Origin of the sequence: Allohahella marinimesophila (assembly GCF_039538005.1) — a bacterium.
Classification (GTDB): Bacteria; Pseudomonadota; Gammaproteobacteria; order Pseudomonadales; family Oleiphilaceae; genus Allohahella; species Allohahella marinimesophila.
The window spans coordinates 1-16,037 of the sequence record NZ_BAABBO010000021.1; the positions used below are offsets into that span (position 1 = coordinate 1).

Annotated in this window: 12 protein-coding genes; 2 read left to right on the top strand and 10 right to left on the bottom strand. The window is 55.5% G+C overall.

Going from position 1 to position 16,037, the window contains the following annotated elements; all coding sequences use genetic code 11:
• Positions 1-618 precede the first annotated feature (618 nt).
• From ABD735_RS18445 to ABD735_RS18480, 8 genes are all read right to left on the bottom strand, one after another.
• A complete protein-coding gene (locus tag ABD735_RS18445) occupies positions 619-3,744 on the bottom strand; it encodes an efflux RND transporter permease subunit (protein ID WP_344809242.1) in 3,126 nt (1,041 codons plus the stop codon).
• A complete protein-coding gene (locus ABD735_RS18450) occupies positions 3,744-5,021 on the bottom strand; it encodes an efflux RND transporter periplasmic adaptor subunit (protein ID WP_344809244.1) in 1,278 nt (425 codons plus the stop codon). Before ABD735_RS18450 ends, ABD735_RS18445 begins: the two co-directional genes overlap by 1 nt.
• Before the next feature lie 5 nt (positions 5,022-5,026).
• On the bottom strand, positions 5,027-6,247 hold the full coding sequence (locus ABD735_RS18455) for a TolC family protein (protein ID WP_344809246.1): 1,221 nt from the start codon (positions 6,245-6,247) through the stop codon (positions 5,027-5,029).
• A gap of 354 nt (positions 6,248-6,601) precedes the next feature.
• A complete protein-coding gene (locus tag ABD735_RS18460; protein WP_344809248.1) occupies positions 6,602-7,261 on the bottom strand; it encodes a methyltransferase family protein in 660 nt (219 codons plus the stop codon).
• Positions 7,262-7,383: 122 nt separating this feature from the next.
• Positions 7,384-9,735, bottom strand: coding sequence for a heavy metal translocating P-type ATPase (locus ABD735_RS18465; protein WP_344809250.1), 2,352 nt, complete (start codon positions 9,733-9,735; stop codon positions 7,384-7,386).
• A complete protein-coding gene (locus tag ABD735_RS18470) occupies positions 9,728-9,955 on the bottom strand; it encodes a hypothetical protein (RefSeq protein ID WP_344809252.1) in 228 nt (75 codons plus the stop codon). The genes ABD735_RS18465 and ABD735_RS18470 overlap by 8 nt, the downstream gene beginning before the upstream one ends.
• 29 nt (positions 9,956-9,984) lie before the next feature.
• The gene (locus ABD735_RS18475) at positions 9,985-11,340 is read right to left on the bottom strand and encodes an APC family permease (protein ID WP_344809254.1); all 1,356 of its coding nucleotides are present in this window, start codon (positions 11,338-11,340) and stop codon (positions 9,985-9,987) included.
• Between the two features lie 65 nt (positions 11,341-11,405).
• A complete protein-coding gene (locus ABD735_RS18480; RefSeq protein WP_344809256.1) occupies positions 11,406-11,939 on the bottom strand; it encodes a cupredoxin domain-containing protein in 534 nt (177 codons plus the stop codon).
• A 200-nt stretch (positions 11,940-12,139) separates the two neighbouring features.
• On the opposite strand from ABD735_RS18480, the gene ABD735_RS18485 reads away from it, so the two are divergent.
• The gene (locus tag ABD735_RS18485) at positions 12,140-12,805 is read left to right on the top strand and encodes a response regulator (RefSeq protein ID WP_344809258.1); all 666 of its coding nucleotides are present in this window, start codon (positions 12,140-12,142) and stop codon (positions 12,803-12,805) included.
• 61 nt (positions 12,806-12,866) lie between these two features.
• Complete coding sequence (locus tag ABD735_RS18490) at positions 12,867-14,156, top strand: ATP-binding protein (protein WP_344809260.1); 1,290 nt, start codon at positions 12,867-12,869, stop codon at positions 14,154-14,156.
• Positions 14,157-14,223: 67 nt separating this feature from the next.
• Here the strand turns inward: ABD735_RS18490 and ABD735_RS18495 are convergent, their stop codons facing one another.
• Together ABD735_RS18495 and ABD735_RS18500 are read right to left on the bottom strand one after the other, a co-directional pair.
• Complete coding sequence (locus tag ABD735_RS18495; protein WP_344809262.1) at positions 14,224-15,591, bottom strand: APC family permease; 1,368 nt, start codon at positions 15,589-15,591, stop codon at positions 14,224-14,226.
• Between the two features lie 65 nt (positions 15,592-15,656).
• On the bottom strand, positions 15,657-15,989 hold the full coding sequence (locus tag ABD735_RS18500) for a four-helix bundle copper-binding protein (protein WP_344809264.1): 333 nt from the start codon (positions 15,987-15,989) through the stop codon (positions 15,657-15,659).
• Positions 15,990-16,037 lie beyond the last annotated feature (48 nt).

Sequence of the window (16,037 nt, forward strand, 5' to 3'; positions counted from 1 at the left end):
TCTACTGTATCGGGGGCTTGCCATCAAATAGCTGTTGTTACTCTTACTGTAACTATGACGCTCGCAAGGAAAATTAATAAATCGTCCCCACTGGATGATACCGCTCGTTTTCATCGGGCCAACTAGTCTTTTCCTGCACTCTGCCTGGGAAATGTGGCAGGTCCCTGTTATAAGGCCATGGCCCCAGCTGACCATGCCACCGCGATCCGGATCGGCACCCAGGCAACCTTTTGGGATGCCAATATTGTAGTCACTGCCTATCTCATAGCAGCGATACGCGTACGCTACATCGGCTGGATGCAAGCCCCATCATCGAAACCACTATTTTTTTGCCTGGCAGCCGGGCTGCTTATAACCGTCTTATTTGAAAATCTGGCGACCGAAGTATTACAGCGATGGACATACAACGAACAGATGCCAACGCTCCCACTGTTAGGCGCCGGGCTACTGCCATTGGCCCAGTGGGTCGTGGTGCCCGCGCTTAGCCTCTACGCAACCGGGCTGATGTATTTTGGCTTACTACCAATGCGAGGACATGCGCTTTCAGGGCAGCATAGCGCCTGAACCAGTTAGGCTAATTGTTATCTAAGCTTCGCGCTCGTCGGGCACCTTGTCGCTTCATGCTTCAGCAAGCCCATGACTTTTCCACAGGTAGTAACCCACTGGTATCAACAGCAGTGCCAGAATGACAGCAGAGATCATGCCGCCGACCATTGGCGCAGCAATGCGTCCCATGACTTCTGAGCCTGTGCCAGTGCCAATCATGATAGGCACCAGTCCCCCGATAATGGCGGCCGCCGTCATCATTACAGGCCGCACCCGCATTCCGGCACCCTGAAGCACCGCGCGGCGAAGAGTTTCCCGCCTGGGCGCCAGCCCCTTCTCTTCACAGGTCTGCAGCATCTGCTCATAGGATTGGTTGAGGTAAACCAGCATGATGACACCAATCTCCACGGCCACACCGGCCAGTGCAATGAAGCCGACACCTACAGCAACCGAAAAGTTGTAGCCCAGCAGATACATCAACCAGATGGCACCGATCATGGCGAACGGCAGTGTGCCCATAATAATCGCTACTTCCCCGAAGCGGCGGAAGTTCAGGAACAGCAGGATCACAATGATGGCCAGCGTCAACGGCACCACAAAGGTCAGCTTTTCCTTGGCACGCAGCATGTATTCATACTGGCCGGACCAGTTAAGCGAGTAGCCCGCCGGCAGATCCAGCTCCTCGCTCACGATGGCCATCGCCTGCTCCACGTAAGTGCCAACATCAACGCCCTCAATATCCACAAAGGTCCAGCCATTCAGGCGCGCATTTTCGCTCTTGATAGCCGGCGGGCCATCTTCCACCCGAATATCGGCTACATCCGTCAGGGCAATCCGCTGTCCTGATGCCGTCACGATGGGGAGTTGCTCCAGTTTTTCAGGGGAATCCCGGTAATCTTCCGGATAACGGAGATTGATCGGGTAACGCTCGAGCCCTTCAGTGGTTCTCGATACGTTGATGCCACCAATCGCCGAGGCCACCACCTGCTGCACATCCGCGATGTTGAGCCCATATCGAGCTGCACGTTCCCGATCGATATCCACTTTGATATACCGCCCCCCGGCGACGCGCTCGGCGTAGACGGATGCCGTTCCGGGTATGTCGACCATGACTTCCTCAAGACGCTTGCCGATCTTCTGGATAACGGCAAGATCAGGACCTGCCACCTTAATACCAACCGGGGTTTTTATACCCGTTGCCAGCATATCGATGCGCGTGATGATCGGCATCACCCAAGCATTGGTCACCCCTGGGAAGCGGATCAGGGCATCAAGCTCCTGTTTAAGCTTCTCGGTGGTCATGCCTTCTCGCCACTGATCCCTTGGCTTTAGCTGAATAAACGTCTCGATCATCGTCAATGGCGCGGGGTCGGTTGCGGTCTCCGCCCGCCCAACCTTGCCGAACACGGTTTTGACTTCGGGCACGGTAGCAATCAACTTGTCCGTCTGCTGCAGCAGTTGTCGGGCCTTACCGATGGAGATGCCCGGATAGGTAGTTGGCATATACATCAGATCGCCTTCATCCAGCGGAGGGATGAACTCACTCCCGATTTTTGTAGCTGGCCACAGGCCAACAACCAGTGTCAGCAGAGCGGCCAGAACTGTCGTTTTTGGGAATTGGAGCACCAGTTTCAGAGCGGGCATATAGGCACCGACCAGCAGTCGGTTCACGGGATTCTTGTGCTCCGGTAGCACCTTGCCGCGAATGAAATATCCCATTAGCACCGGCACCAGTGTTACCGCCAGGGCGGCACTGGCGGCCATGGCATAGGTCTTGGTAAACGCCAGAGGCGCGAACATGCGCCCTTCCTGCGCTTCCAGGGCAAACACCGGCAGAAAACTGACAGTGATGATCAAGAGCGAGAAAAATAGCGCCGGCCCGACTTCCGAGGCCGACCGGGCGACCACCTCCCATCGATTCTCCGGCGTAAGCGGCGTTCGCTCCATGTGCTTGTGCATGTTCTCGATCATCACGATGGCGCCATCGATCATGGCGCCGATTGCAATGGCAATACCCCCGAGCGACATGATGTTGGCGTTGAGGCCCTGCCAGTGCATGACGGTAAACGCGGTCAGGATGCCCACGGGCAGGCTGAGAATCGCCACCAGCGACGAGCGGACATGGAACAGGAAGACCATACACACCAGGCCCACCACCAGAAACTCTTCAAGCAGTTTGAATCCGAGGTTATTAACCGCCCGCTCGATCAGGCCGGACCGATCGTATACCGTGACCACTTCCACGCCTTCGGGCAGGCTAGACTTCAGCTTCTCCAGCTTGGCCTTCACGCCGTTAATGGTTTTTTGGGCATTTTCACCGAAGCGCATGACCACAATGCCGCCGACGACTTCCCCTTCACCGTTCAGTTCGGCGATACCCCGCCGCATCTGCGGCCCGACCTCAACACGGGCCACATCTTTCAGGAGGATGGGCGTCCCATTCACATCAAGACCCAGCGGAATCGATAACAGGTGGTCCTGGGACTGGATATAACCGGTAGTGCTGACCATGTATTCCGCTTCGGCCATCTCGATAACCGATGCGCCCACTTCCTGGTTTCCGCTCTTGATAGCGTTCTGGATGTGCGCTAGAGGAATACCCAGTGCGCGAATCTTTTCCGGATTAACCTTGACCTGATACTGCTTCACCATGCCGCCAAGCGCAGCCACCTCAGACACACCGGGCACCGTTTGCAGCTCGTATTTCAGGAACCAGTCCTGCAGGCTGCGCAACTGGCTAAGATCGTTGTTCCCGGTACGGTCAACCAGTGCGTACAGGTAAACCCAGCCAACCCCGGTGGCGTCCGGCCCCAGTTGAGGCCGGGCCGAGTCAGGCAGATTGGGCGCCACCTGGGACAGGTACTCCAGCACCCGGGAGCGGGCCCAGTACATATCGGTATCTTCATCAAAAATGACATAGACGAAGGAGTCACCGAAGAACGAGTAGCCCCTGACCGTTTTCGCACCGGGCACTGAGAGCATGGCCGTGGTCAGCGGATAGGTCACTTGGTCTTCCACCACCTGTGGCGCTTGACCCGGGAAGTTGGTTTTGATGATGACCTGTACATCGGAGAGGTCCGGCAGGGCATCCACCGGCGTTTTCTGCAGCGAGTATAACCCCAGGCCAGTAAGCAGCGCCGAGGCCAGCAACACCAGAAAACGATTACGGATGGACCAATTAATAATGGAGGCAATCATCACTGGTCTCCATCCTGGCTCATGTTACTGTGATCCATTGCCTCATGATTCATTGATTCTGGCGCGGCCATCCGTTGAAAATCCGAGGTCTTGCTGGATTCCGAATCGATCAGGAACTGGGCGGACGTCACCACCGTATCACCGGGCAAAATGCCGTCGAGAACTTCCGCATATTGGTCCCCGACGCGCCCCAAGGTCACGTTGACGGACTTGAATGCGCCCTCTTCCAGCGCCAGCACGACACGATCACTCTGGCCAGTGCGCACGACGGATTCCCGGGGCACCAGTATTCGCCGTTCGCCCTGGCCCGGCTGAATGTTCAGCCGGGTGAACATGCCCGGCAGCAAGGTGCGATCAGTATTGTCAAAACGCATCCTGATCTGCGCTGTTCGGGTTTTGGGGCTAACCTCGGGGTATACATAATTCACCTCCCCGGTCCACTGGCGGCCGGGCATGTAGTCCAGGGTCATCCCCACCGGGTTGCCTACTTCAAGTTCTGGAAACTGGCTCTCAAAGACCTCCCCAATCACCCAGACCTCGTCGAGCGCAGCGATCGACAAAATCCGGTCTCCAGGCTTAACGAACATACCCTCTCTCACCCCGAGGTTCGAGATCACTCCGGAGCCTGGCGCATAGACGGTCACCGTCCTCTGTACTTTGCGGGTCTTCCGCAGCTGAAGGATCAGATTGGCCGGAACCTTCAATGACACTAGCCTCTCCTCGGAGGCATCGATCAGGCGCCGATTTCCCCGGTTCAGGGCCAGTAGCAACTCCTCCTGAGCGTTCACCAGTGTGGGCGAGTACAGGGTATAGAGCGGCTTGCCTTGCTCGACAGGCTCGCCTTCTGCCTTGACATAGAGTGCCTCTATCCACCCTTCAACACGCGGGTGGACATGCACCATCTCGTCTTCGTTGTACTGAACGTAACCCACGGTGGCAATGTCGTTCGGCAGGCGTCCCTGAATCACCTTGTCCGTGCGGACGCCCAGGTTATTCACAATATTCGGCGAAATGCGGACTGTTCCGGGCGCAGCGTCTGCGGATCCGCCCTGCTCATAAACCGGAATCAGATCCATGCCCATCGGCGATTTGCCCGGCTTGTCACTTTTGAAATTGGGGTCCATCGGTGCCACCCAGTACAGCGGCTCCTTTGATTCGGTGCCGGCAATCTCGGTGACTGGTGCGGTTATGGATTCAGAGGTCAGCCACCAGGCTGCCCCCGCTCCGCCGATGCTGCCGAGCAACACAAAGCCGATCGGGCGAATGAAATTAGCCATAGGGGTCAATCCTGATAACGAGTTACTGGAACGGAAGATATGTCAGAGGCATCAGCGGTGAGGTAGCGGAAACTCGCCAGATTACGCGCCCGCTCGGCCATCATCTGTATCAGCTCAATATTGGCATTGAGTTCTGCGATCCGTGCGCGCACGGCCTCGGCGAAGTCGCCGTCGTCGTTGTTGTAGGCTGTCAGGGCTGCGCTGGCCTGCTCTTCCATTTGCGGCAGCAGAGTCTGCTGATAGAGCGCTATGCGGTCATCCAGCAGTACTATTCGGGCCGTGGCAGCACGGGCTTTGGCCTGTAGCGACCGAATCTGCAGAAAGCGCTCTGTCTTCGCTGCTTCCAACCGAGCGGCCGCCGCATTCAACTTTCGATCCTGCCGGTTACCGGTAAAGATCGGCAGATCAAAACCGATGCCCACGGAGAACAGATCGGCTCTGTTCTGCCCGTTCGGCGCCCGATCACGATACCCGTATTGTGCCGAGACCGACCACTCCGGCTTATAGGCCTGTCGAGCCAGGTCCACATCCACGGCCTGAGCATCAATCAACTGGTCGGTAACACGGACTAAAGGATGGTGGATCAACGCATCCGCAGTGGTTTCAATCCGGTCTGCCGGCAATGCTTTCAACAGTGCAGGGGGCAATTCTTCACTGACCGGAAGCTGAGCCCGGTTCGCACCGACCCATTCTCCGAGAGTCTCCTGACTGGATGCCAGCTGCAACTTCATGGCCGTCAACCGATCCTCCAGGCGTGTCAATTCCAGGGAAGCACGAATGACATCCTGCTGCCTTGAGCCCATGGTGGCGGAGGTATACCCCACCTCGGCGACGTCGACCAATTGCTCAAAAAGCCCTCGGTTGTCTTCAATCAGCCGGATGCTCTGCTGGGATCGCCACACATCAAGCCAGAGAAGGGTCACCGTTTCCGCCACTTGCGCGCGCCGATTCTCCCGACGAAAGGGCTGCACCTCGGCCATCTTGACTTTCTTGTCCCGCGATAACTGGAGACTGTTGCCACGCGGGAAACGCTGGGTAAGCCCAATGGTGGCCTGAGTCATCGCCTCCTGCCCGGTATCAAAGGTGTCCGTGGGCAGATTTGCCGCGCCAATGGACACACGGGGATCGGGAAGCGCCCCCTCGGCGATGGATTCCTCCAGCAAAGCGTCCTGCGTCAGGGCACTCTGGCGAAGCCAGGGATCGTTCTCGATGGCGGTATCAATCACGTTCGGTAATTCGAGCCTTGGCGCTGCCAAACCGGGCAGACTGATTAAAACCAGGACGGCTAACAAGGCCAGATTTATAACGCGAGGAAGGAAGGACAACTTGAAATCTCCACTGAAAGCATTTCAGAAAGCCCATCCTATGACCCTAAACTGAACCCGAGCTGAAATTAATTACAAGAAACGGATATTGGGATCTGACTCAGATATATTTTTAAATCTGATGACATCAAAATATTGGTCGGCAGCACTTCGAGCGCACTGGCAAATGCAGGCTCGGACAGCGCGGCGTGTCGACGCCAAGGAACAGCCAACATTAGCCTGAGTCAACGTAGGCACATCTTCGAATCTGCGTTATCAATCATTGGATTTCAGGCTGGAGCTACTGACAAACGCCCGCCATTGGTCTAAACGGGGGATAAACATGGGCACCTTTTGCTGATACTGCCGATAGGCTTCACCAAATTCATCCAGCACTTGCCGCTCTTCCTTTCTCGCCAGCATAACGTAGATGAATACAATCACGGGAAAGAGCCCCACGGAAAACAAGGTGGGCCAATGCACCACGCCCTCGCCAAACAACGCAATAAATAGTCCTGTGTACTGGGGATGTCTGACATAGCGGTAAAGGCCATCGGTCACCAGCGTATTTTGCTGGCGTGCGCGGTGCACCTGTCGCCAGCCCTGGAAAAAGATACCAATACCGAGGAGCACCGGTGCATAGCCCAGAATCATGGAAATTATCATTCCCGTCTCGCCCAATCCCAATAACGTGGACCAGAGGCTGGCATTGAGATCATACCGATCAAGACCAAAGAACCTGGAAAGGAGATAGATGGTCAAAGGAAACCCGTACATTTCAGCATATAAGGCGATGATAAACGCCTGCACTACTCCGGCACCGGTCCACTCATGCCAGGATTTGGGTGCGAGATAGCGATATAAAAACCAGGAAATCACCACGATCATGATGATCGCGAGTGCCCAGGCGCCTGAGTGTGCAATTGTTGGTTCCAATATTAATCTCCTGTTTGCTCGATATTGTCAGGCCTGGGCCAGGAGGGGAAAATCCGTACCGTTCAGAGATCGTCCATGCGATTCTCCGTGTATGACATGGCTCTCCCCAGTGACTTGGAAGCTCAGGGCTTCGGCCCAAGTTTGACCACCCTCAAACGCAACGCGTTCACAATCACGCTGACCGAGGACAGCGACATCGCGGCCGCCGCAAAGATTGGGGACAACAGTATGCCGAAAAACGGATACAAGACCCCTGCTGCAATGGGAATGCCAGCGGCGTTGTATATGAAGGCGAAAAACAGGTTCTGCCGGATATTGCGCATGGTCGCCAGAGACAATCGCCGCGCTTCCACAATACCCATCAGGTCGCCTCGCAGCAGAGTAATGCCGGCACTTTCAATGGCCACATCGGTCCCGGTACCCATGGCCACACCCACATCTGCAGTTGCCAGGGCAGGTGCATCGTTAACGCCGTCGCCAGCCATGACCACAATGCGGCCTTCGTCTTTCAGGCGTTGAATAATTCTGCCTTTGTCTTCCGGCAGGACTTCCGCTTCAACTTCATCAATATGCAATTTGCGGGCAACCGCCTCCGCAGACGTGCGATTATCTCCAGTCAGCATGACTACCCGGATGCCGTCTTTCTGCAGGGCTGAAATGGCGGCTTCAGTGGTTTCCTTTATCGGATCGGCGATGGCAAGCAGTCCGGCCACTTTGCCACCGACGGCTGCGAAAATCACGGTGGCGCCGTCCTTGCGGAGCTGGTCGGCTTCGTCGTCAAAGCCTGCCGTATCGACGCCTTCAGCTTCCATCAACAAGCGGTTACCCAGCAGCACCCGCTGGCCATCAATCGTGCCAGTCACGCCTTTGCCGTTGGGGGAGTCAAAGTCTTCAGCATCCGGTAGCTTCAGCTTCATGGCCTTGGCTTTGTCAAGAATGGCGTGGGCCAGTGGGTGCTCACTGCCTTTCTCCAGACCGCCAGCAAATCGCATCAGTGCTTCTTCACTGAACCCCTCTGCGGGAACGAGTTTGGTTACCTGGGGTTTGCCTTCGGTCAGTGTGCCGGTTTTATCGACCACCACAGTGTCCACCTTCTCCATACGCTCCAGGGCTTCGGCATCACGGATCAATACGCCGTTTTGGGCACCCCGACCGACACCGACCATAATCGACATGGGTGTTGCCAGACCCAGCGCACAAGGGCAGGCGATTATCAGCACACTCACGGCAGCGATCAGGCCGAATGCCATGGGCGGTGTCGGCCCGAAGAATGACCAGGCAATGAAGGCGATAATGGCGATTACGATCACGGCCGGCACAAAGTAACCCGCAACTTTGTCAGCCAGGCCCTGGATGGGTGCGCGGCTACGCTGGGCGCTGGCCACCATCTGCACAATCTGGGACAGCATGGTATCCCGGCCTACCTTATCGGCCCGCATGATAAAACTGCCTTGCTGGTTGATGCTGCCGCCGATCACCTGGTCGCCGATTTTCTTGCTGACTGCCAGAGGCTCACCGGTCACCATGGACTCATCGACATTGGATCTGCCCTCGAGAATCTCGCCGTCCAGCGGCACCTTGTCTCCCGGGCGTACCCGCAGGCGATCGCCGACCTTGACCTGATCCAGGGAGACATCGGCCTCACCACCCGCCTCGTCCAGCTTCCGCGCCGTCGCCGGAGCCAGATCCAGCAAGGCCTTGATGGCGCCGGAGGTTTTCTCTCGGGCTCGCAGTTCAAGCACCTGCCCGAGCAACACCAGTACCACAATGACCGCCGCTGCTTCGAAATACACCGCCACCGAGCCGTCATCCTGCCGGAAGGCTCCCGGGAAGATCTCAGGCGCGAATGTCGCAATCAGGCTGTAGATCAACGCCACACCGGTACCGATGGAGATCAGGGTGAACATATTCAGGTTACGGCTGAGCACGGATTTCCAGCCTCGAACAAAGAATGGCCAGCCACACCAGACCACCACTGGCGTTGCCAGTATCAGCTGAATCCAATTGGACACCTGCGGGGCCACGATGTGATCGAGCCCGGTCAGGTGCCCGCCCATTTCAAGCCCAAAGACGGGCAAGGTCAGAACCAGGCCGATCCAGAATCGGCGGGTCATATCCATGAGCTCTGCGGAGGGCTCGTCAGTCAGGCTCACCTCTTCCGGTTCCAGCGCCATACCGCAAATGGGGCAGTCCCCGGGGCCCTGCTGGCGAATCTCCGGATGCATGGGACAAGTGTACATGGTGCCCGCCGCTACAGGCTCTGCCCGCTTCTGCGCCTCACCGAGGTACTGTTCCGGGTTCTCGTCAAAGCGGGACTGGCAGCGTGACGAGCAGAAATACCAGGTTTTACCACCGTGTTGGCTGCGGTGCTCCGCCAAGTGCGGATCTACCGTCATGCCGCAGACCGGATCTTTGACGGTGGGCTCGCCAGAAACTTCATGGGTGTGATGATCGTGGTGATGATGCTCAGGCATTGTGATCTCCCGTCTTGTCTGCCGGCCAGTCCGCAAACGCAATGACATACAGTAGAATGAGGTTGACGAGTGGAAACAGTATCAGGACCCCCATCCACCCCGGGTACCCCGTACGCTGGCAAACACGCCAGGCCGGGATGACGACTGCGATGGCAATCACCAGCATCCACAGCCAGTGCCCTGCCCACATGGTGTTACCAAACATGTTATTTCCCATCATAGTATGAATCTCCGTTTGGATGGCTGGTCTCAGTGGTGTTGATGGGTCTGGGCGTGCGCCCCCTCGGGCGGCTCAATCCCGCCTGTTCTCTTCAGAAATATTTGCTCCACAATCGCGATCACAATCATGGTGACGACAGCGACGCCAATCACAAAGGGATCGGTGTTCAATTTGGCCCAGACAAAGCCTCCGAGGACGAGCAAATCCAGCAAGATGGCGGTGACTGGCACCCAGGCTTTTGCCTTTACGTCTTCGCGCAGGTAGCGAATTACACCCCAATGAATAGCAATATCCATAATCAGGTAAAACACAATGCCCAGTGCTGCAATCCGCGAAAGGTCGAAGAATGCTGTGAGGATAACGCCCAGGACCACCGTGTAAACCAACGTGTGCTTCTGGATGCTCCCTGACATGCCGAAGTGACTATGGGGGACCAGCTTCATTTCAGTCAGCATCGCCAGCATTCTGGAGACGGCAAAAATGCTGGCCAGAATGCCACCGGCGGTGGCCATCATGGCAATGGCGACCGTGAACCATAGGCCATATTCCCCCAGCGCCGGTCGCGCAGCCGCCGCCAGAGAGTAGTTCCTCGTCTCGATAATTTCAGCCAGTGACAGGTTGCTGGCAACGGCAAAACCGACCAGGGTATAGATTACAACGCAGGCCGCGATGGAAATCACGATGGCACGCCCCACATTGCGATGAGGGTCTTTCACTTCGGAGCCACTGTTGGTAATGGTTGTGAAGCCCTTGAAGGCCAGTATTCCCAATGCCGTTGCACCCAGGAAGTTACCAACGGTTCCAACTTCTCCCCGGTTTGAAAAGTCGACTGAAAGGCTGTCGGCGATCCACACGCCCGCAAGCCCAAAAATGAGAATGCCGCCGATTTTCAGAATACCGATAAAAGAGGCGATGCCCTGAATCAGGCGGTTGCTACGCAAATTGACCAGGAAGGCCGCCACAATGAGCGACACCCCGAGAATAGGCACCATAAGACCACTGTCATCACCACCGAAAAGCTGCATGGTGTACGAGCCGAAGGTGCGGGCCAGAAAACTTTGAGCGATCACCATGGAAAAGTACATCAGCAAGGCATTGAACGCCGTTGGTAAGCGGTTTCCATAAGCCTTGTGCAGGTACATGCCAATACCCCCGGCCGAGGGGTACGCGTTGGAGATTTTAACGTAGGAATAGGCGCTGAAACTGACAACTACGGCTGCGGCCAGGAACGCCAGTGGGAACAGTAGGCCTGTCATTTGCGCCATTTGCCCGGTCAGCGCAAAGATGCCAGCGCCAATCATGACACCAGTGCCCAGCATGACGGTTCCTGCCAAGGTGAGACTGCCTTCCTGATAGCGGGTGGTTCTATCTTGCTCCTTGCTCACTCAACCTCCTGTTACTTTTTCATGGACGGTCTGGTCCCTCGGGTGTGTCGAACCGAACACCGGGCTTACCTGAAGTTGACTTCGCCGTACATCCCCGCTTGATAGTGACCCGGCACGTTACAGGCAAATTCTATGTTGCCCTTCTCGGTAAACTTCCAGACTATCTCCTGGCTTTGGCCCGGTTCCAGCAATACGCTGTTGGGATCGTCATGCTTCATGGAATGACCGTTGCCCATATTCATTTTCATCATGTCGTGATTGAGCTTGCCGCCCTGGATAACACCATGCTCGACCATCATCATCATTTTCTTCTGATGACCCGTGTGCATGACAGGGGTGCCAATATTGAATTCGTGAACCAGGTCGCCCTTGTTCTTCACCACAAATCGCACCGTTTCTCCAAGCTTTACTTCAATGGCCTCTGGCTCGTAATAGTTGTCATGCATCTCAACAGTAATAGATCGAATACCCTCTGAAGTCTTACCAGGCTCGCCATTAGATGCGCCATTTCCGTGTCCGCCTCCATGGTTCCCCGCCGCAAAAGCTGTTGCAGATATCGATATCGCTGCAGCTACAACCAAAAATCTTGATGCATTCATCCCGTATTTTCCTGTGAAATAATGTGTGCGTAAACGGCAGTAGGTTCGCTCTGAAAATTGAGCAATACCAGGAATCTATTGCTACCATCGCGCACCAACCTGAATTCATTCTGAAAATGTTGGACTATTTTCCCTTCAGGCTGAATTCAGGTTGATCAGGGACACTGGTACGTTGTGTAAGCTCCGAAAAGGACAGATCAATGCGTTTACTGCTCGTTGAAGATGACCGTTTACTGGCTGACGGGCTGACTAGCCAGCTTGAGAAAGCAGGTTTCAGCATCGATACAGCCTATACCGCCAGAGAAGCGGTGATTTTGGGAGAGCAGGAAGACTATCGCGCAGTTGTTCTGGACCTGGGCTTACCCGATGGCAATGGTCTGGACGTGTTGAGGAAGTGGCGAATGAACAATGTCAGCTTTCCAGTATTGATTCTGACCGCAAGGGGTAACTGGCAGGATAAAGTGAATGGCCTGAAGGCCGGGGCAGACGATTACCTGGCCAAACCTTTTCAGACAGAAGAATTGATCGCCCGCCTCAACGCCATCGTGCGTCGAAGCGAAGGCAGGAACCATTCTCTGGTGAAGGCTGGCCGCTTTGAGTTGGACGAGAATCGCCAGAGCCTGAAACTGGATGATGGCACAGAACACACCCTGACCGGCACTGAGTTCCGTCTGCTGCGCTGCCTGATGAGTCGTCCCGGTCGTGTCTTTTCCAAGGAGCAGCTGATGGAGCAACTCTACAGCCTGAACGACAACCCAAGTGAAAACGTCATTGAGGCTTACATTCGCAGGCTACGGAAGCTGGTGGGCAGTGAAACTATCTCAACACGGCGCGGGCAGGGGTATCTGTTCAATGAGGTTGTTTAGACGGCCGACCTCAGTAAAGGGAACTTTGCTTGCCCTGTTACTGCCCGCAGGCATTGGCCTGATGGCCCTTGCGTGGCTGGCACATGGTTTGTTGCTGGACCGGATGGCACGGGAATTCGTCGAGGCCCGGCTTAAGGAAGAAGTCGCATTTCTTGAACACCAGATTCGCGATTCCGACGGTAAACTGGATACCCTGCAGACCGGTGACTACTTCCAGGAGGTCTTTCATCACGCTTTCGCCATACACTCACTTTCCCAAACAATCATTTCACCGGAGCCCTGGGCGCCCTTGTTGATGCCCTTGATTGAGTACGGCCAGGACGGCACCCTGCGGGTGCACAACTCAGAAACGCCGAATGCACCTTTGGAGATCCTCGCCTATCGAACATCGTTTCGGATAAACGAGATGCCTATCGTCGTTATCGTTTCCGAAGACCTCGGTGCATTGAAACAAAGCCAGGCCGAGTTGCATGCCTGGACGGCGATCGTTTCCATTTTATTGGTTACGCTTCTTGTAGTCGTGATCTGGTTTGGTATTAGCCTATCCCTGAGTCCCGTTGTAACCATCAAATCAGCTTTAAGGCGCTTGCAGGATGGCGAGATTTCACGCATTGAGGTACAGGCACCCGATGAATTTCGCCCGTTAGTCCAGCAGCTGAACCAGCTACTCAATGCTCTGGAGCAGCGGCTGGAACGCTCACGAATTGCCCTGGCAAATTTGTCCCATAGCGTCAAAAGCCCTATAGCCGCAGTGCGACAGATATTGGCGGACAGTGACCGCGAGCTCACCAGCGACCTCAGAAACCACATGAGAGCTCGGCTAGACGATATTGACAGACACCTTGAAGCAGAAATACGCCGAAGCCGGTTTGCCGGCCCACAGGTTGGGAAGAGCGCATATCCTGTTAAGCAGGCACGGGACCTGCTCTGGATGCTGGGACGCTTGTATCCGGAAAAATCTTTTGAACTGGCGAGCTCATTGCCCGATGAAAGTCGCTGGCTGGTTGAAGAGCATGATCTCAACGAAATCATGGGAAACCTGATCGATAACGCCGGAAAATGGTCGACGCAATGGGTTGAGCTGTCATTGGAGCAAGGCGGTGGTGTGATGCGAATAAGGGTGACCGATGATGGGCCTGGTGTTGACGAGCAAGAACTGGGGAATCTTGGTCAAAGGGGCTTGAGACTCGACGAACAAACGCCTGGTCACGGACTTGGTCTTGCGATCGTGAGGGATATGGTGGCTCGTTACGGGGGACGTACCAGCTTTTCAAAAGAGCCGAAGGGAGGGTTAAGAGTGACGGTCGAATTGCCCGAAAAGCTCAGCGGTTCCAGCGCTGACTCACAATAGAAATCAACTCTCTTAATGTCCCGTCAGTCAACCACGCCCCCAGTGGAGCGAGGCACCCGTGAAAACCTCAGCTCTTATTTTTTGCCTCGTCCCAATCTGCCGGACTCACGTAATTGCGGTCCTCTCCTTCTGAATTGCCATGAAAGCGCAGAAAGAGGCGCTCGAGAACGAAGATGGCAATGACACCCCCTGCAGCCCAATAGAGCACATAGATGTCCTGCTGCCATTTCAGCCAGATAAATGCGCCCAACACCACGAGATCGAGGATTATCGCGCTTATCATGACCCAGCCCTTGGCGTCGATATCGCTGCGCAAGTAGCGGAACACGCCCCAGTGCAAGGCGATATCCATGATGAGGTAAAAAATGGCGCCTAGTGACGCGATCCTGCTGAGATCAAAGAACACCGTCAGCAGTGCGGCTATGACACAGACATACACTAGCATATGGGTCTGAATGTGGCCGCTCATACCCAGATGCCGGTGCGGAATGATCTCCATCTTCGTAAGCATCGCCATCATTCGGGACACCGCGAAAATACTCGCCAGGATGCCTGAGGCTGTCGCAATGATGGCGACACCAACAGTGAACCAGACGCCGTACTTGCCAAAGGCAGGACGTGAAGCCTCAGCGAGGGCGTAATCCTTGGCTTGTACGATCTCAGGAATGGTGAGGGTGGAACCTACGGCCCACCCAACGAGCAGGTAAACGACAAGACAGAGTGTCAGGGAAATGATGATCGCCCGGCCGACATTTTTCTTCGGATCAGTCAACTCACCGCCACTGTTGGTGATAGTGGTGAAGCCCTTGTATGCAAGAATGCCCAGCGCTACAGCAGCTACAAAACCAAGCATTCCGCCAGCAGCCCCTTCGCTATTGGCAACACTGCTAGCTGGTTGGAAGGCAAATCCGGCCATGTAGAGCGTTGCTGCTGCAAATACGAGGATGCCGCCCACCTTGAGCGCAGCAGCCACCATAGAAATCCGGCTGATAAGCTTGTTATTGGCCACATTTACAGCAAACGCCGCTGCGATGAGGATAACGCCGAGGATAGGTACCCAGTTTGAATCTTTGTTACCACCAAAGACCTGCATGGTATAGGTGCCAAAGGTGCGGGCGACCAGGCTTTCGTTAATGATCATGGAGAAGACCATGAGCAGCGCACAGGCGCCTGTCATCACACTACGACCATAGGCCTTGTTGAGAAACATGCCGATGCCACCGGCAGACGGATAGGCATTCGCCATCTTGACGTAACTGTAAGCGCTAAAACCGCTGATGATAGCTGCAACCAGAAACGCTAGTGGAAAAAGCGGGCCGGCCATTTCGGCCACCTGCCCTGTCAAAGCAAAAATGCCAGCGCCAATCATGACGCCTGTGCCCATGGCGACAGCGCCGGCCAAAGACAGGCTACCGGATTGGTATGGGTCGCTCATGCGTAGTTCCCTGAGCAGAGAAGATCAGAAGAGACGGGTTAGTTTGACCCGTCTGGCGTGAAGTTTTACGCAGCCATCTTGCGGCATTCCTGGGCGCATCGTTTACAGGCTTCCGCACACTTCTGACAGTGCTCAGCGTCGTGGTGTTCGCATTCCGCGGCGCAGGCTTCGCAGATTTCGGCGCAAACCCGGCAGAGGTGACCGACATGCTCACTGCCCCGCGCCATTGCTGCCGCCGTCGTTGCACAGATGTCTGCGCAGTCGATGTCCGTCGCGATACACTTTGCCATCATCTTGACATCGTCTTCCTGCAGGCAGGCAGATGCGCAAAAATTGCAGGCCTCAAAGCAGTCGAGGCAGGCCTTGATACAGTCTTTGTATTTATCGGTGTGGGACATGATCTTTTCCTTGTTTGCTTCAGAGGAGGATCAGTTGCATGTAAGGTA

Coding starts and splice junctions, on each gene's coding strand:
- ABD735_RS18445 (WP_344809242.1), bottom strand. CDS start 3,744: ATGATTGCCTCCATTATTAATTGGTCCATCCGTAATCGTTTTCTGGTG.
- ABD735_RS18450 (WP_344809244.1), bottom strand. CDS start 5,021: ATGGCTAATTTCATTCGCCCGATCGGCTTTGTGTTGCTCGGCAGCATC.
- ABD735_RS18465 (WP_344809250.1), bottom strand. CDS start 9,735: ATGCCTGAGCATCATCACCACGATCATCACACCCATGAAGTTTCTGGC.
- ABD735_RS18470 (WP_344809252.1), bottom strand. CDS start 9,955: ATGATGGGAAATAACATGTTTGGTAACACCATGTGGGCAGGGCACTGG.
- ABD735_RS18480 (WP_344809256.1), bottom strand. CDS start 11,939: ATGAATGCATCAAGATTTTTGGTTGTAGCTGCAGCGATATCGATATCT.
- ABD735_RS18485 (WP_344809258.1), top strand. CDS start 12,140: ATGCGTTTACTGCTCGTTGAAGATGACCGTTTACTGGCTGACGGGCTG.
- ABD735_RS18490 (WP_344809260.1), top strand. CDS start 12,867: ATGGCCCTTGCGTGGCTGGCACATGGTTTGTTGCTGGACCGGATGGCA.
- ABD735_RS18495 (WP_344809262.1), bottom strand. CDS start 15,591: ATGAGCGACCCATACCAATCCGGTAGCCTGTCTTTGGCCGGCGCTGTC.
- ABD735_RS18500 (WP_344809264.1), bottom strand. CDS start 15,989: ATGTCCCACACCGATAAATACAAAGACTGTATCAAGGCCTGCCTCGAC.